The organism is Parasedimentitalea denitrificans, from assembly GCF_011813015.1.
Taxonomy (GTDB): Bacteria; Pseudomonadota; Alphaproteobacteria; order Rhodobacterales; family Rhodobacteraceae; genus Parasedimentitalea; species Parasedimentitalea denitrificans.
Genome location: NZ_QHLQ01000002.1, coordinates 1 through 16,991, shown reverse-complemented (window position 1 = coordinate 16,991; position 16,991 = coordinate 1). Strand labels below are relative to the sequence as shown.

Sequence of the window (16,991 nt, the reverse complement as noted above, 5' to 3'; positions counted from 1 at the left end):
GTTCGGGAGTGTGATGATGCAGAAACCGGTGCGGTGGGGAATTTTGGGAGCCGCAAAATTTGCGCGCCAATTTATGGCTCCAGCCATTCACGCGGCCGAGGGGGCTCAGTTGGTGGCTCTAGCTACCTCTAGTGCTGACAAGGCGGAACCGTTTCAGGCGTTTTGTCCTGACTTGACTGTTTATCAGGACTACGACGCGTTGCTCGCATCCCCCGATATCGATGCGGTCTACGTGCCGCTTCCGAACCACTTGCACGTAGAGTGGAGCCTGAAGGCGATGGCTGCGGGCAAACATGTTTTGTGTGAAAAGCCGATGACGATGCGGGCCGGGGAATTTGACCAGTTGATCGCCAAACGCGATGAGACCGGATTGCTGGCAGCAGAGGCATATATGATCGTCCATCACCCGCAATGGCAAATGGTGCGACGGCTGATCGATGATGGCGCGATTGGCAAGCTGGCCCACGTCAGCGGCAAGTTTTCGTTTGATAACCGGGCTGACACCGACAATATCCGCAACAAGGCCGAAACCGGAGGCGGTGGTCTGCGTGACATTGGTGTCTATGTTCTGGGCTCGGCCCGCTTTGCCACCGGGCAAGAGCCGGATGATGTATCAGCGCAAATCCGTTGGGAAAACGGTATTGATGCAATGGCAGAAGTGCAGGCGCAGTTCCCCGGGTTTTCTTATTCTGCTTATGTCAGCATTCGAATGCATCCCTATCAGGAAATGCTGTTCCACGGCGAAGGTGGCGTGATCCGCCTGACTGCGCCCTTCAATGCGCGCGTGTTTGGCGAGGCACGGGTGGAACTGCACCGGGCAGGGCTCGAGGTACAAGTGACCCGCTTCCCGGCGGATGATCATTACAAGCTGCAGGTTGAGGCGTTTGGTTGGTCAATTCGCGACGGGGTGGACTATCCGTGCCCACTTGAATTCTCTCGGGGAACGCAGGCAATGATGGACCGGATATTTGAGGTGGCGCAGCCATTGTAAGGGCTGTGCGAAGAGAACGGGAGATCAATAATGGCAGGTGGATGGGCAAAGGACGGTGCGGTCAGCGAGCAGATCGAGGCGTCGATCAGTGATGAACTGGCCCGAATGCAGACACGCAAAGTCCCGACGGGCGAAAGCCTGACCCACTGCGCAGACTGCGAAGAGCCTATCCCCGAGAAGCGGCGACTGGCCATTCCCGGTGTGAAGCTGTGTATTGAATGCCAGCAAGAGCGCGACGGAGCCTACAAGGCGCGCGGTGGGTTTAATCGGCGTGGATCCAAGGACAGCCAGTTGAAGTAGCTAGGCCAAGGTCATCCGCATAATGTGCTGTGGGCCTGCAAGCCCACCAGTGAAGAACTCGCCAGTATCCACAAACCCCGCCTTGCGATAGACGGCATAGGCTGCGGGGTTGGCCAGATTGACGGTCAGAACAATCGACAGTGCAGAGGGGTACAGGCCCGGCAAGTAGGTTTGCAATGCTTGAGCTGCGGCTACGCCATAGCCTTTGCCCTGTTGGGCGCTGTCGATCTTGAACGCACGCAGGCCCAGTTCGCCGTCGTTGGCAAAGTCATTGTTCGTTCCAAAATTACGGTCAATCTTGAAGAATCCAACTGCGTAATCACCGTCAAAGATGGCATGGAAATCGACTGCATTTTCTACGGTGTCGAAAGCCTGGTGAATAGTGCCTGCATAGATAGCCTGATCACCTGTCACCTGGATGTGGCGGACCAATTCTAGATCCTGTTTTGAGAGAGGGCGTAGGTCAATGCGTGCCACGGGGTCTCCTTAGTTAAATTGCAGTGCCACGCTTGAGATGCCTTTGGAGGTCCTAAGCGCCCAGCAGAGGTAGGCCTTTGGCTTGATTGGCAGGTTGGGTACTGCCACGCAAGGGTTAACAGTTCTGGCCTGTATCGCTTATAGGTAGACTAGGTGGAAGGTCGGCGTTGTGATACTATTGATAACTAGCACTTCAATTAGCTGGAATAATTCGCTTAGTCGGGCAGATCGGGAGACGTACATGTTGAAAATTGATTTTTGGTACTCAATTGGCAGCACATACAGCTATTTATCTGTGATGCGATTGTCGACTGTTGCGCAGTCTTCGGGTGTTCGTTTTCGATGGCGGCCCTTCAACGTGCGTCATGTTATGGTTGAACAGAAGAATATCCCATTCAAGGATAAACCGGTTAAGTCGGCCTATATGTGGCGCGATATCCAGCGGCGTGCTCAAAAGTACTCTTTACAGCCGACGTTGCCCGCCGCGTACCCACTTGCTGGGCTTGTTCTTGCCAATTTAGTCGCCACCTTAGGTGCAGAGGAAGGCTGGGCAGAGGCCTATACTCGTGCGACGTACCAGCGTTGGTTTGAAAGTAAGCAACCTGCAGGAGAAGAGCCAAACCTCTCCGCAAGCCTGGCTGACATCGGTCAGAATCCAACTCGCGTTCTTGAGGAAGCCCAGTCAAGCCGCATATCTGATGCGTTGTCCAGCGCGACGGAAAAAGCGATGGAAATTGGCGTATTTGGGTCGCCGACGTTCGCGGTAGGGGATGAGATTTTTTGGGGGGACGACAGGTTGGAAGACGCTGTGGATTGGGCACGCCAAGGTCGACTTGGCTAAAATGGCATTGGGTTTCAGTCGACAGCTTCCTGAAGGGGGCGAAACCCAGACCACCGAGAGTGGCAGATTGGAGAAGAATTGCCGCTGGAATAAACGTTTGGAGGCTGACAAGGCCCGCAAAGAAACAACATTCCTGGGCCAAAGAGGCCCAGGAACATGAGACCACTTAGTCCTCCATTGCTTCCAGTTCATCAATGAAGCCAGAAATCATCGACAGGCCTTTGTCCCAGAACTTGGGGTCCGAGGCGTCGAGGCCAAATGGAGCCAGAAGCTCTTTGTGGTGCTTGGAGCCACCGGCTTTCAGCATCTCGAAATACTTGTCCTCGAAACCCTCGTCACCCTCGGCGTAAACCGAGTAGAGAGCGTTGACCAAGCCGTCGCCGAACGCATAGGCGTAGACGTAGAACGGAGAGTGGACGAAGTGGGGAATATAGGCCCAGAAGGTCTCGTAGCCTTCCATGAAGTCAAAGCAGTCACCAAGGCTTTCGGCCTGAACCGACATCCAAAGGGCGTTGATGTCGTCTGGTGTTAGTTCGCCTTCGGCGCGGGCGGCGTGGAGTTTGCATTCAAAGTCGTAGAACGCGATCTGGCGCACTACGGTGTTGATCATGTCTTCGACCTTGCCCGCCAGCAGCACCTTGCGCTGCTCTTTGGTTTCGGCCTTGTCCAGCATCTTGCGGAAGGTGAGCATCTCACCAAAGACCGAGGCGGTCTCAGCCAAGGTTAGCGGGGTGGACGATAGCATCTCGCCTTGGTCGGCGGCCAGCACCTGATGCACACCGTGGCCCAGTTCATGCGCCAGTGTCATCACGTCACGGGGTTTGCCCAGATAATTCAGCATTACATAGGGGTGCACGTCGGTAACGGTGGGGTGGGCAAAGGCGCCGGGGGCTTTGCCGGGTTTCACACCTGCGTCGATCCATCCGTCCGAGAAGAAAGGCTTGGCCAGTTCACCCATGCGCGGGTCAAAGGCATTATAGGCCTCCATCACGGTATTCTCGGCATCTTCCCAGCTGACGGTGCGGGTGTCTTCCATCGGCAATGGCGCGTTGCGATCCCAGACCTGCATACGGTCTAGACCCAGCCATTTGCGTTTCAGGTCGTAGTACCGGTGTGACAACTTGGGGTAGGCGGCAACAACGGCGCTGCGCAGGGCCTCAACAACTTCGGGTTCTACGTCATTGGACAGGTGGCGACCCATCTGTGCACTGGGCATGGCGCGCCAGCGGTCAACAATCTCTTTTTCCTTGGCCTGAGTGTTGTGAACGCGGGCAAAGATCTTGATGTTTTCTTGAAATACGCTGGCAAGCTCGCGGGTGGCGGCTTCACGTTTGGCACGGTCCTGTTCCGTCAGCAAGTTCAGAGTACCTTCGATGTTCAGCTCTTCACCGTCGACGGTAAAGGTGAGCCCAGCGATGGTTTCATCAAACAACCGTTCCCATGCATCACCTACAACCCCCAGATCATGCAGAAACTTCTCTAGCTCGTCGGACAGTTGGTATGGCTTCATCGCACGGATGCGGTCGAACACTGGCTTGTAACGGGCCAAGTCAGTGTTGGCATCAAAATGAGCAGCAAGAACGCTGTCGTCGATGCGGTTCAGTTCCAGGGTAAAGAACACCAAAGGGGTCGTGAAGACAGTGATCGATTCTTGCATGTCCGACATGAACTTGGCGCGGGCGGCATCTGTGGTCAGCTGGTAATAGCGCAGACCGGCATAGGACATGATACGCCCGGCCTTGTTGTTGATCTTCTCATTACGCAGCACACAGTTCAGCAGGCCATCCGCGTCAATGTCAGCCAGCTTGCCTTCGTAATCGCTGGCAAAGCTGCTGCATTCTGTTTCAAGCCATTCCAAATCACGTTTCAGCTCGGTGGCGTCTTCGCTGGCATAGAGATCGGTCAGATCCCATTCGGGCAAATCGCCAAACTGATCAGATCCAGAGGCGGCATTGGCGTCGCGAACGGGGAAGGGAAGTTGGAACATGGTGCACCTCTATATCTTGCGTTTGCAAAACATCTAAGGCGCGCGTGGGGGGATCACAAGCGATAGGGGGCGCTTGAAACCGATACCCTCATATTGTGCTGGAAACAGAGGGTGTTTGGTGATCAGCAGTACTGATCGAACAGACTGCACATGCGGTCAATAACACGGGTGCGGACCTTTGGAGTTTCCAGCAGGATCTCGTGTTGGACGTTATCCAGTAGAACCAGCTCTCCACCAGGCCAGCGAGCCATGCGATCGTGTATCGCCGGGCAGTCAACAATCTGTTCCTGCGTGCCCAAAAATGTGATGCAAGGCAATTTGGGCGAATCCATCGCTGCCAGTGCGGCGCAGTCCTTCAATCCTTCGCCCAGCCATTGGATGGTCGGACCACCAAGAGTAAGGTCCGGTTGCGCTGTCATTTGGTCACGCATGAACTGATAACCGACAGGATCGTTGGTAAGCGTGTTGCCTTCAAACGGGTTGATCAAGGCGTAGTTGTCCAGATCCGTCGTAGGAACCAGTTTGCCACCCAATCCAATGGCAGGGCCAATCTTACCCATCAGCTTGCCCAGAGGACGCATTGCTGGCGCCATGTAGATATTCCACATAGGCCCAGTAAACGTACAAGCGTTTACCGGTAGCCCCTCCATCAACGCCCTAAGGCCAATTGCACCACCCATCGAGTGACCGTTTAGGAAATAGGGTTTGGGTAGGGCCAGACGATCAGCCAGATCCAGAACTGCGGCGACATCTTTTTGGAAGTCAGTGAAACGATCGACATGTCCCAGTAAACGATTGGGGAGCATCCGATCAGCCAAGCCCTGTCCACGCCAGTCAACGGACACCGCCGCATAGCCACGTGCGGCCAGTTCAGATGCTGTAGGCCCATATTTTTCGATAAATTCAGTACGACCGGGGAACAGCAAGACCGTGCCTTTGGTCGTAGTCTTTGTCTGCCAATGGCCCACGCGAATACGCAGGCCATCGCTTGTTGTCACCCAATGGGCCTGGCCGCCCTCCGGTCCTTTGGCAATATCAGCAAAAAACGGAGCAACCTGCAGGTCATTTGGGCGCGCGTCCATTAGGCTAGAACCGATGCCAGTTGCATCGCGGTACCCATGTCGCCGTCGATTGTCAGCTTGCCTGACATAAAGGCGCTGGTCGGGTTCAGCTCGCCGCTCAGGATGTCCTGAAACGTTTCGGCATCCGCAGACAGGGTGACGTCGGCCTCTTCATCGCTAACCCTCGCGCCATCGGCATCGATTACAACGGCCCCAACGCCAGAGATTTCAAATTTAGCCGAGGCGCCAAACTCGCCGCCGCTCAGTTTCTCATTTAGCGCTTCTGCGGCCTGGGAAAGAATGTCGCTCATCTGGTGTCCTTATTTATCTACTGTAGCCAACACGTCTGTGTGACGGACCGTCCGTCAGCACTGGAAATCGTCGGCTGTGTCGTTACACTGATCGGCATCATGATCACAAACACTCTGAACCTCAAAGCTATCGTGGCGGCAACCCTGTTGTCAGTCCCTTTTTTCCTGCCATTTTCAGTGAATGCACAGGATTCCACCGATGAACCCGCGCTTCTATCGGCTCTAGTCAGCGCAGAATCAGGTGAGGCGCTGAAATTGGACCGTCAATTGCAGGCTCTCTGGAGCAAAAGTGGCTCAGCAGCTATGGACGTTTTGTTGAAACGCGGGCTGGACGGGATCGAACGCGGGGACTTGGACGAAGCCATCGAACATCTGACGGCCCTTACAGATCATGCACCAGAATTCGCCCATGGCTGGTTTCAGCGTGCGCGCGCGTATTTTCTGGTCGGGCGTTTTGGTCCAGCCGTCGCCGATTTGGAACGTGCGCTGTATCTGAACCCCAATGATTACAACGCGATCTATGCGCTGGGCAATGTGTTCGAGCATTTCCGTGACCCGGACGCCGCGTATCAGGCTTACCTGCGTGCACAGGCTATACATCCGCACCACGAGGACGTATCCACCGCCCTGAATAGATTAAGACGCTCGGTTGTGGGCAAAGAACTGTAAGTAAGGTTGATGCAATGACTGGCGCATCTCGGGTTGTGGCCGTCCTTGGCCCAACCAACACTGGCAAAACCCATTACGCAATAGAACGTATGTTGGGGCACCGCACTGGGGTCATCGGCCTGCCATTGCGTCTGCTCGCGCGTGAGGTTTATGATAAAATCGTAGCGATCCGCGGTCCTTCAGTTGTGGCGCTGGTCACCGGCGAAGAGCGCATCGTGCCGCCACGCACAAAGTACTGGGTCTGCACCGTCGAGGCGATGCCAGAAGGTATGGGCTGCGATTTTCTGGCGATTGACGAAATCCAACTCTGTGCTGATCCAGAGCGCGGCCACGTCTTTACCAATCGTTTGCTGAATGCCCGGGGTTTGCATGAAACCCTGTTCCTGGGGTCGGACACAATGCGCGGCCCAATTTCCGCACTGGTGCCCGAGGCGCAGTTCATTCACCGCGAGCGGATGTCACAACTGGTTTACGGTGGTTCAAAGAAAATCAGCCGAATGCCTCCGCGTAGCGCAATTGTCGGGTTCTCGGTGGATAACGTCTATGCCATCGCCGAGTTGATTCGCCGCCAAAAGGGCGGCGCAGCGGTGGTGATGGGAGCTCTCTCCCCGCGGACCCGCAATGCGCAGGTCGAAATGTACCAGAATGGAGAGGTTGATTACTTGGTTGCCACCGATGCCATTGGCATGGGGCTGAACCTGGATATCGACCACGTCGCGTTCTCGGCTCTGAACAAATTTGATGGACAACGGATGCGCGCGCTAGAGCCAAATGAGCTGGCGCAGATTGCGGGGCGGGCAGGGCGCGGCATGAGCCACGGCAGTTTTGGTGTCACCGGAGATGCCCGTCCACTGGATGATCATGTCGCGGGTGCGATCATGGATCACCAGTTCACGCCGTTGAAAAAGCTGAACTGGAGGTCCGCAAAGCTGCAATTTGGCACCCCGGAGGCGCTTATCCGCTCATTGGAGGTTGCACCGGAAGGTGAACACCTGACCAAAGCACGCGAGGCGGACGACCTTCGAACCCTGAAGATGTTGTCCCAAGATGCTTTGATTGCTGCGCGTGCCCAGTCCGGCCCGAACGTGAAATTGCTATGGGATGTGTGCAGAATACCTGATTTTCGTGGGGTTTCGCATGCTGAACACGCAAACTTGCTGGGGTTGATCTTTGACCATTTGGTCGAACGCAATGTGGTGCCGGACGATTGGATCGCGCGCCAGATAAAGTTGATTGACCGCATCGACGGCAATATTGATACTTTGTCCAAACGGTTGGCCTTTATCCGTACGTGGACATATGTTGCGCAAAGGAAAGGCTGGCTTCGTGACGAAAGCCATTGGCGCGGGGAAACTCGCACTGTAGAAGACAGATTGTCAGACGCATTGCACGAGCGTCTGACTCAGCGATTTGTGGACCGGCGCACATCCGTGCTTTTGCGCCGGCTCAAACAGAAGGAGGCCCTCTTGGCCGAAGTGAATGACAAGGGTGATGTGACCGTCGAAGGTGAATTCGTTGGTCGGTTAGATGGTTTTCGGTTTTCACCGGACAAAAGCGCACAGGGGACCGAGGCAAAAGCCTTGAAAGCGGCCTCGATGCAGGCTTTGGCGCCGCAATTCCATTTGCGTGCGGATCGGTTCTACAATGCACCCGATACCGAGATTGATTTCACCGAGCAGGGGGGATTGATGTGGGGCGAACATGCGGTTGGTAAGTTGACTGCCGGCGCTGACGCATTGAACCCGACAATTACAGTTTTTGTTGATGATGCTGCGGGTTCCGACGTCGCCCAAAAGGTTGAACGCCGTCTGCAACATTTCATCAGCCGCAAGATAGCTGCTCTGTTTGAGCCACTGATCGCGTTGCAAAAAGATGAAGAGCTCACCGGCTTGGCGCGGGGCTTTGCCTTCCGCATGGTCGAGGCGATGGGCATTTTGCCACGCGCTGACGTGGCGCAAGAGGTCAAGGATCTGGATCAGGATTCACGTGGCGCGTTGCGCAAGCACGGTATCCGTTTTGGTCAGTTCACCATCTTCATGCCACTGCTGCTGAAACCCGCTCCGACGCGCCTGCGTCTGGTGCTGTGGTCGCTGGTGCAGGGTTTGCAGGAGTTCCCCGAAGCACCGCCTCCGGGGCTGGTGACTGTACCTGCTGATGCCAATGCGCCAAAAGGTTATGACACCATGTGCGGTTATCGCGCTGCTGGCACTCGGTCAATTCGTATCGACATGCTGGAACGTCTGGCTGACATGCTGCGCGGCGAAGACAGCCGCGGTGGCTTTGAGGCCAAACCGGATATGTTGTCGATCACAGGGATGACGTTAGAGCAGTTTGCCGACCTGATGACCGGTCTTGGCTACAAGGCCGAAAAAGGTGAACGCGTTAAGGTCAAGGCCGTTGCTGCGCCAACTCCAGACACCGCAAAGGATAGCGGGTCTGAGCCTGTAAAAGCAGATGCTACGCCTGAAGCAGCCCCGACTGAAGAAACTGCCACCACCGCCGAGGCGCCAGCCGAGGCTACCGAAGGCACCGAGGCGGTAGCCGAGGCATCTGCCGCTGCGAGCGCAGAGCAAGCTGAAGAAGCTGCACCTGAAATGGAGCAGTTCGTTACCTTCACCTGGGGCCGTAATCGCCAGGGCGGCGGTCAACGTGGCCAGCGTCGTGATCAAAACGCCGAAGGTGGCGCTGGTCGTGGTGGCAAGCCTCAGGGCAAGGGCCGTGGTGGTAAGCCGCAGGGCAAAGGCGCGGGTAAAAAGGGCGGACGTCCTCAGCAAGGTGCCAAGACGTTCTCGTCGCGACCACCTAAGCAAGAGAAGAAGATCGATCCTGATAACCCATTTGCAGCAGCGCTGATGGGGATGAAGCAGGGTAAGTGATCTGATGTCTGAAGCGGCGGACAAGATCCGGATTGACAAATGGTTGTGGCAGGCGCGGTTCTTCAAGACCCGCAGCCTGTGCGCAAAACAAGTCAGCGCCGGTCATGTCCGCCTTAACGACACAAAGATTCTGAAGCCTGCTCAAATGGTAATCCCAGGCGATATTCTGACCTTTCCTCAGGGACGACAGGAGCGGGTTGTGCGTATACAGGCGATCGGAACGCGTCGTGGACCAGCACCAGAAGCTCAGGCCCTGTACTTGGATATGACCGAAAAGCAGGAAGATGTTCCGCGCAATCCGCGCTTTGAGGGAAAAGGCCGTCCGAGCAAGAAGGATCGCCGTGAGCTTGATCTTAGCAGACACCGCGACGTGTTTTGACACCTTGAAGTAGGCCTAGCTCTGATTTAGCTAGGCTTCATGATTCAAACTGGACTTGGCCAATGACCTACATCGTTACGGACAACTGCATCGCATGCAAATACACCGACTGCGTCGAAGTGTGCCCGGTGGACTGTTTCTATGAGGGTGAGAACTTTCTGGTTATTCACCCTGACGAATGCATCGATTGCGGCGTTTGTGAGCCGGAATGCCCAGCGGACGCAATCCGCCCGGATACCGAGCCTGACATGGACAAATGGGTCGAATTCAACCGCAAATATGCAGAGCTTTGGCCGGTGATCATCTCTAAGAAAGATCCGATGCCAGGCGCTGAGGAAAAAGATGGCGAATCTGGCAAACTGGAGAAATACTTCTCTGAAGCGCCGGGCGAGGGTGGCTAAACCAGCAAATCCCGTCTGTGATTGATTCGCTGAACATGTCTGAATTCGGCGAATTTTCAGGATTAATCAGTCAGTTTGGCCCTTTTTTCACTATCCTTTGATGTGGCTCGACTTTTGGGATAGTGATTTTTGTGGTATACTGATGCCACCAACATACTCACTTACCGGTCCTCATTCCGATAGCGTGCCATTTGTTGTGCGCAGTTGTGTGGGCTAATCACACCCTGAATAGCTTGAGGCAGGACGCCCTGTGCGACCTGTTTTTAGTGTGTGTTTGGTTTGACCGGATTTGGCCTTTTGGCCGACAAACAGCAAGGAAAGACATGAATGAGTAAATCGAAGAAGCTCGACTTCCGCCCGAACGAGTTTGTGGTCTATCCGGCCCATGGCGTTGGCCAGATTATCTCGGTCGAAGAGCAGGAAGTAGCCGGCTTTGCGCTGGAGCTGTTCGTGATCACCTTTGAAAAGGACAAAATGACCCTTCGTGTGCCGACCAATAAGGCCATCGAAGTGGGCATGCGTTCACTTAGCTCTCCCGACGTGATCGCACATGCGATGAAGACACTGAAGGGCAAGGCCAAGGTGAAACGCGCCATGTGGTCCCGCCGTGCACAGGAATATGAGCAGAAGATCAACTCGGGCGACCTGATCGCCATTGCTGAAGTTGTCCGCGATCTGCACCGCACCGATGATCAGCGTGAGCAGAGCTATTCTGAGCGTCAGCTGTATGAAGCCGCGCTGGAGCGCTTGACCCGCGAGGTTGCTGCTGTGGCTGGCGGGGATGAAATCCTGGCTGCCAAGCAAGTTGGCGATGTATTGGCATCCCGGGCACCCGCCGCTGCGGCCTGATAGCCAAAATTGAGAAATTATTGGGGCTGCTCCATCTGGAGCGGCCCCTTTTGCATTTAAGAACATAGCATGTGTTTAGGGGGATCCGGGGGCGCTGCCCCCTATTGGCCTTTGGCCAATTCACCCCTGGGATATTTTTAGCCAGATGAAGCAGGGCGACAAAGTGCGGTCAGATAGCCAACATGACCAACAACCCAACGAGTTCGGTTATATTTTGCCCGGCGCCCAGGACATCTCCGGTCTGACCACCAATCTTTGCACGTGCGATCATGGCTATTGCGAGCGTTGCGAGCCCCATCGCTATAAGGACAGGAGTAATTGCCAATCCAATAATTGGAACTGAGATCAACAATGCAATAAATAGGCCAAGGAATGCCGGAGCCGAGCTGGGACGCCCTACTGATTGTGATAGTCCTGATGTGCGCGCGTTTGATAGGGTGACCATTAGGATCGGCATCGCGGCGCGGCTAAGCAGGGCCAGAGCCAATGGCGTCCAGATGCCAACTGTCGACAACACTGTGGTCAGCGCCAGCCAACGCAGGCCTATGGAGAGAAGCAAAGCCAAAACCCCATAGGTTCCAATCTGGCTGTCCTTCATGATTTCTAGGCGACGTTCTGGTGAAAATCCGCCCCAGAAACCGTCCGCAGTATCGGCAAGACCGTCTTCGTGCATGGCACCGGTCAGTACAATTTGCACCGTTATCAGCAGTCCGGCGGCTATGCTGGCAGGCAAGCCTACCCAAAGGGCAAGCATTGCGACCGTGCAGGCCGGTAAGGTGACGGCCAATCCTGCCACCGGAAACGCCCAGACAGCCTGTGCCTGATGCTGGAACCATGGCTTGGGTAAGGCGGGCAGCGGCAAGCGTGTTAGCAGGACCAGCGACAGGGAGATATCCCGAATGATGTCGTATTTTCGCATTTGCGGGCCTCTTGCAGGACTTGCGGTATGGTTTGCAGCGGTTAAACAGTCACTACCCGCTTTACCTGCGACGACCCCTTTAATGCAACGAGGCTTTTATGCTGCCAGTGCTGACTGATCTAGACCACTTTCGTTCCCTTCTGTCCAAGGCACCTGTCGCTGACCCAGCAGCTGTTGCTGATGCTGAGCAGCGCAATGGTCAGTTGACCAAGCCACCGGGCGCATTGGCAAAACTCGAAGATCTGGCGATCTGGTACGGTGGTTGGCGCCAAACTGGGCGCCCTGTTATCGAGAACCCTCAGGTGGTTATCTTTGCGGGGAATCACGGCGTTACCAAGCAGGGCGTTTCGGCGTTCCCACCCGAAGTCACTGCTCAGATGGTGATGAACTTTGAACACGGCGGCGCAGCGATCAATCAGCTGGCGGCCTTGGCAGGGGCGCGGCTGGATGTGCAGGCATTGAAACTGGATCAGCCCACGCATGATTTCACACAGCAGGCTGCGTTGGATGACGCAGGCCTGTTAGAAGCGCTGCAGGCTGGTTGGGGTTCGGTGGATCCGACCTCAGATTTGCTTGTCGTCGGTGAAATGGGGATAGGAAATACCACGTCTGCTGCTGCTTTGGTCTGTGCGCTGTTTGGCGGTGATGCAGCCGACTGGACAGGCCGGGGAACCGGGGTGGATGATGCTGGAATGTCGATCAAGACTCGAGTGGTCCGTGAGGGTGTCTCGATGCATCAGTCCGCTATCAAGGACGGGTTGGATGCATTGGGATGTCTGGGTGGCCGCGAGATCGTTGCAATGGCCGGGGCGATTGCAGCTGCACGGATGTTGCGCATTCCGGTTATTCTGGATGGTTTCATTTGCTGTGCAGCGGCAGCTTGCCTGGCGCATATAGCGGATGGCGCACTGGATCACTGTGTTGCAGGACACCAAAGCGCTGAGAACGCGCATGCATCGTTGCTGGAAAAACTCGGTAAAGAGCCTCTGTTGTCCTTGGGCTTGCGCCTGGGAGAAGGATCAGGGGCAGCACTGGCTATTCAAATTCTGAAAGGTGCGGTTGCTTGCCACAGTGGAATGGCAACCTTTGCCGAAGCCGGTGTTAGTGACGGCTAAATCATGACGCTAAGTGTCGACCAATGGTTTCCCCAGTGATCGGCACTTAGGCCTGATTTTGATCTTTCTGCTCGTAGAGTTCCAGAAGAGCCGACTCTAGATCCTTCTCTAATTCTCTTGCACGCGCGATATAGGCTTTGTTCAGGCTGGACGGTACACCGGGAACCCAATAATCCGCCAAGTCTCGGACGGTCATCCGGTCATGCGCATAAAAGGTTTGTTCCGCCTGAGCGGCCTCATATTCGCTAAGGCCGATGTTTTCGAGCACATAACGTCCGGCGCGTAGCGAGCTGTCGAAAAGCTCGCGTACGATGTCATCGGCACCGGCCTTGTACAGCTCGAACACATGGGTTCGATCATGCGCGCGTGCGATGATATGCAGATCAGGTTGCATGCGGCGCACTTGGCTGACCATTTTAACTGTCTTTTTTGGATCATCCAGCGCAACTACTAACACCCGAGCCTTAGATAGTCCTGCGGCCTTAAGAAGCTCTGGCCGCGTAGGATCACCAAGAAATCCCTTGACCCCAAAGCGGCGCATCAGCTGGATCGATTTCATGTCATAGTCCAGCACAACGGTCTTAACACCGCTTGCGCGGACCAGCCGATTTACAATCTGACCAAAACGCCCAATGCCAGCAATGATAACTGGCCCCTGTTCGTCAATTTCGTCGGGCTCAAGGTCCGCTTTGGATTCCCCCAGTCGTTTTGACAGCAAGTCGTAAGTGATAAAGAGGAGCGGCGTGATCAGCATCGAAAGCGCGATAACCAACAATAGCTTTTCAGTAAGCGCTGGCGGGATCACGTTTAGCTGTCGTGAAAACGAGAGCAGAACGAAACCAAATTCACCTGCCTGTGCCAATCCTAGTGTGAACAGCCACCGATTGCGCCGTTTCAGACCAAAGGCGCGCGCGACAAAGTACAGGATGCTGCCCTTGGTTATAATCACCAGCAGAGCAAGTCCGATTAAGTCACCTGGATTGGATAAGAAGAGTTGATAGTTGATGCTTGCACCAACTGTGATGAAGAATAACCCAAGCAGCAGTCCTTTGAACGGTGTTAAATCGCTCTCCAGCTCGTGCCGGAATTCAGAGTTGGCCAGAACAACCCCAGCCAGGAAGGCGCCCAGGGCAGGCGACAACCCCACCAATGTCATCAGGAAAGAAATGCCAACAACAATCAGCAGGGCTAGGGCCGTGTACATCTCGCGCATGTTGGCCGCGTGGATATAGCGAAAAACCGGGCGCGTCAGGTAGATTCCAGCAAGGACAATCAGGCCTATCAGACCGATTGTGACCAAGGTGACACCCCAGCCCGGCAACCCATCCACCAGTGACAAGCGGCCCGAGTGTTCCGTGACGGCGCTACTGGCGCGATGAATGGATCCGTCTTGGGAAATATGCAGAACTGAACCAGCGGCCAAAAGCGGCATGAAGGCGAGGATGGGGATAACCGCGATGTCCTGGGTTAGGAGAACCGAAAAACTGGCGCGGCCGCCTCCAGTCTGCATGAGCCCTTTTTCAGATAGGGTTTGCAGGACGATAGCGGTAGATGACAGCGATAAGGATAAACCGATTGCCAAAGAGATTTGCCAGGTTTCGCCTGCAACCATCGCTGCGGCCATCAACGCCAACGTGCTGATGGTAATTTGCAAACCGCCCAAACCAATCAGTTTATGGCGCATAGCCCACAGTGCACGTGGCTCCAACTCCAGACCGATCAGGAAGAGCATCATAACGACGCCAAATTCCGCAAAATGCTGAAGATCGCGCGTTTCAGAGCCGACCAACCCAAGGAAAGGGCCAATGATGATACCAGCGGCTAGATATCCCAGTACCGATCCCAGCCCAAGCCGGGCGGCGATCGGAACAGCTATCACGGCGGCCGACAGGTAAATTGTTGCTTGGTATAAAAAGGCGTCCATACTGTTGGTATCGCAAGGCGCAGTTGTCTTGGCAATGGGCAACCCAAGTTGCAGGCAGGCGCGTGCTGCATCAGTTTAGGTGTTAATCCGTCGCCGTGAAGTTACGAGAATTTTCCCGTCCGGCGAGTGGAAATGCCCCCAATTTGGTCGCATTACGAACGGTCGCGTTGAAAACAGTGAGTTTCTTTGATTACTACACGCAAATACACCGCAATTAAGGTCTAAAAAATTTCCGTGAAATAGAAATGAGAGCGAATCATTTAGATAAGTGGAAATAATCAGTGTCCTTTCATGATCAACGCATCGAAGTCCGCTCTTCAGGTAATGAAGCTGCATTTGAGTTACATGAATGCTTTTTTTCAAGAACCGATGAGCGTGGGGTTATTCAGGCCGGTAACTATGTTTTCAAACGTGTTGCTGGGTTTGAATGGGAGGAACTGCAAGGCGCACCACATAAAACGGTTCGCCACCCCGATATGCCCAAGGGCGTTTTCTGGCTTTTGTGGGACACAATCAAAAGAGGCCGCAGTATGGGGGCCTACGTAAAAAATCGCTCAAAGGACGGCCATTACTATTGGGTCTATGCATTGATGGTTCCCTGTGAGGGGGGATTCATTTCGGCGCGTTTCAAGCCTAGCAGTCAATTGTTTGAGACGATTCAGACGGAGTATGCCGCGCTGCTAAAGGCTGAACAGGCCGAGGATTTAACGTCAGAAGAAAGCGCCGGGCGCCTACTAGCCCGACTGAAAGTATTGGGCTTCGAAAAGTATCATCATTTCGCAGCCCATGCCGCCAGCGAAGAGCTGTTGTCACGGGATCTCGGTCTAATTCGAAAGCAAGATGCAACTGTCGTAAGCATGCGAAAGATGCTCGAACGTGCTGTGGCGTTGAAACAAGAAAGCGAAGGCCTTATCAAGGAATTCGAAGCGATGCGGACAATCCCCCACAACTTGCGGGTTATTGCGTCGCGGATTGAGCCAGCAGGCGGTCCAGTGACCGTTCTTTCGCAAAATTACAGTACAATGTCGCGCAGCATGTCTGAATGGTTTGAAGCCCATGTCCTTGGCGAGCAAAGCAACTTTTCCAGCATCAATGGTACTGTCAATAATTGCCTGTTCGCCGAGTGTATGGCCATGGTTATGCAAGAATGTGCGGTGCAGTTTTCCAATGAGAAAGAAACCCTGGGAAACCAGGATGTCGTAGCAGAGCGTAAGATCTTGAGAGATGTGTCCCTGAGCCGGGTCACAGAAGCCCATTCCGGCCTTCAGGACGTACGAATTGAGGCTGAACGCATCTTGCAGGCTTGCAGCGTTATGCACCGCCACTTTCTTGGGCTAAGCTCCACAAGGGTCCTGTGTAAAATCGAAAGCGCCCGACTTCCAGAGACCGGGGAGACATTGACCGATATCATCGATCAGCTCGCCGATTTTCAGTCCCGCATTTCTGAAAAGCTGGATAACATCGTACAGATGAGCAATGATATTCAATCCCAAGAATTTTCACAACGGCAGGTTGGGGTGTAGTTCAAAGTCACTCGGACTTTAGCTGTTGTCGGGCCTGTAATCGCTGAAAGCGCAAGCCCTGTGTAAAATACCAGTTGCCCGAAGCAATTTCTAAGGATCATGTGTTTGTTTCTGGTTTCGACCGCGGATTAGCCTTTGCCTTTCCGCGGTCAAGCTTTTCCCGATAGTTCGCCAGTTCCGGGCGCAGCTCTGCCTGCCTTGCCTCTGTATGATCAGGGTAAGGCGTAGCCTTTGGGGCGGTGTCAGAGGCCCGTTGAGATCCTTATCGTGTTGTTGGATTATCGAGTTTGTCGTTGTAGGACATTGTTGTTGAACAAACTCGGGGACATGATTTTGAAGAAGCTGGATGAGAGCCTTTTGGGTGGAGT

16 protein-coding genes are annotated in these 16,991 nt (G+C 54.6%); 10 read left to right on the top strand and 6 right to left on the bottom strand.

The annotated features are described in order from the left end of the window. The first annotated feature begins 16 nt into the window (after positions 1 to 16). A complete protein-coding gene (locus DL239_RS02625) occupies positions 17 to 991 on the top strand; it encodes a Gfo/Idh/MocA family protein (RefSeq protein WP_167682713.1) in 975 nt (324 codons plus the stop codon). Positions 992 to 1,021: 30 nt separating this feature from the next. Then, on the top strand, positions 1,022 to 1,291 hold the full coding sequence (locus tag DL239_RS02620) for a DksA/TraR family C4-type zinc finger protein (protein ID WP_167682010.1): 270 nt from the start codon (positions 1,022 to 1,024) through the stop codon (positions 1,289 to 1,291). On the opposite strand, the gene DL239_RS02615 is transcribed toward DL239_RS02620, so the two are convergent. Further along, positions 1,292 to 1,768 carry a GNAT family N-acetyltransferase gene (locus tag DL239_RS02615; RefSeq protein WP_167682008.1) on the bottom strand — a complete coding sequence of 159 codons (477 nt, stop codon included), beginning with the start codon at positions 1,766 to 1,768 and terminating at the stop codon, positions 1,292 to 1,294. 241 nt (positions 1,769 to 2,009) lie between these two features. Between DL239_RS02615 and DL239_RS02610 the strand changes: the two genes are divergently transcribed. After that, the gene (locus DL239_RS02610; RefSeq protein WP_167682006.1) at positions 2,010 to 2,609 is read left to right on the top strand and encodes a 2-hydroxychromene-2-carboxylate isomerase; all 600 of its coding nucleotides are present in this window, start codon (positions 2,010 to 2,012) and stop codon (positions 2,607 to 2,609) included. 166 nt (positions 2,610 to 2,775) lie between these two features. Here DL239_RS02610 and DL239_RS02605 read toward each other — a convergent pair whose 3' ends face one another. From DL239_RS02605 to DL239_RS02595, 3 genes are all read right to left on the bottom strand, one after another. Beyond that, a complete protein-coding gene (locus DL239_RS02605; protein WP_167682004.1) occupies positions 2,776 to 4,596 on the bottom strand; it encodes a M3 family oligoendopeptidase in 1,821 nt (606 codons plus the stop codon). A 122-nt stretch (positions 4,597 to 4,718) separates the two neighbouring features. Next, the gene (locus DL239_RS02600; protein ID WP_167682002.1) at positions 4,719 to 5,678 is read right to left on the bottom strand and encodes an alpha/beta hydrolase; all 960 of its coding nucleotides are present in this window, start codon (positions 5,676 to 5,678) and stop codon (positions 4,719 to 4,721) included. Continuing rightward, on the bottom strand, positions 5,678 to 5,968 hold the full coding sequence (locus tag DL239_RS02595; RefSeq protein WP_167682000.1) for an SCP2 sterol-binding domain-containing protein: 291 nt from the start codon (positions 5,966 to 5,968) through the stop codon (positions 5,678 to 5,680). The genes DL239_RS02600 and DL239_RS02595 overlap by 1 nt, the downstream gene beginning before the upstream one ends. A gap of 99 nt (positions 5,969 to 6,067) precedes the next feature. Here DL239_RS02595 and DL239_RS02590 point away from each other — a divergent pair, with 99 nt between their 5' ends. The 5 genes from DL239_RS02590 (at position 6,068) to DL239_RS02570 (ending at position 11,142) form a co-directional block, all read left to right on the top strand. Then, positions 6,068 to 6,637 carry a tetratricopeptide repeat protein gene (locus DL239_RS02590; RefSeq protein WP_167682711.1) on the top strand — a complete coding sequence of 190 codons (570 nt, stop codon included), beginning with the start codon at positions 6,068 to 6,070 and terminating at the stop codon, positions 6,635 to 6,637. Between the two features lie 14 nt (positions 6,638 to 6,651). After that, a complete protein-coding gene (locus DL239_RS02585) occupies positions 6,652 to 9,513 on the top strand; it encodes a helicase-related protein (protein WP_167681998.1) in 2,862 nt (953 codons plus the stop codon). A gap of 4 nt (positions 9,514 to 9,517) precedes the next feature. Then, a complete protein-coding gene (locus DL239_RS02580; RefSeq protein ID WP_167681996.1) occupies positions 9,518 to 9,892 on the top strand; it encodes an RNA-binding S4 domain-containing protein in 375 nt (124 codons plus the stop codon). Positions 9,893 to 9,954: 62 nt separating this feature from the next. After that, positions 9,955 to 10,293, top strand: a complete 339-nt coding sequence (gene fdxA / locus DL239_RS02575; RefSeq protein ID WP_167681994.1) for a ferredoxin FdxA — start codon at positions 9,955 to 9,957, stop codon at positions 10,291 to 10,293. A 327-nt stretch (positions 10,294 to 10,620) separates the two neighbouring features. After that, a complete protein-coding gene (locus DL239_RS02570; RefSeq protein ID WP_167681992.1) occupies positions 10,621 to 11,142 on the top strand; it encodes a CarD family transcriptional regulator in 522 nt (173 codons plus the stop codon). A gap of 169 nt (positions 11,143 to 11,311) precedes the next feature. Here the strand turns inward: DL239_RS02570 and DL239_RS02565 are convergent, their stop codons facing one another. After that, complete coding sequence (locus DL239_RS02565; protein ID WP_167681990.1) at positions 11,312 to 12,061, bottom strand: adenosylcobinamide-GDP ribazoletransferase; 750 nt, start codon at positions 12,059 to 12,061, stop codon at positions 11,312 to 11,314. Between the two features lie 98 nt (positions 12,062 to 12,159). Between DL239_RS02565 and cobT the strand changes: the two genes are divergently transcribed. After that, positions 12,160 to 13,176 (top strand): nicotinate-nucleotide--dimethylbenzimidazole phosphoribosyltransferase, encoded by a 1,017-nt coding sequence (gene cobT / locus DL239_RS02560; protein ID WP_167681988.1) that lies wholly within the window; start codon positions 12,160 to 12,162, stop codon positions 13,174 to 13,176. 46 nt (positions 13,177 to 13,222) lie between these two features. Here the strand turns inward: cobT and DL239_RS02555 are convergent, their stop codons facing one another. Continuing rightward, positions 13,223 to 15,100, bottom strand: coding sequence for a monovalent cation:proton antiporter-2 (CPA2) family protein (locus DL239_RS02555; protein WP_167681986.1), 1,878 nt, complete (start codon positions 15,098 to 15,100; stop codon positions 13,223 to 13,225). A 281-nt stretch (positions 15,101 to 15,381) separates the two neighbouring features. Between DL239_RS02555 and DL239_RS02550 the strand changes: the two genes are divergently transcribed. After that, on the top strand, positions 15,382 to 16,623 hold the full coding sequence (locus tag DL239_RS02550; RefSeq protein ID WP_167681984.1) for a PAS domain-containing protein: 1,242 nt from the start codon (positions 15,382 to 15,384) through the stop codon (positions 16,621 to 16,623). Positions 16,624 to 16,991: the final 368 nt, after the last annotated feature.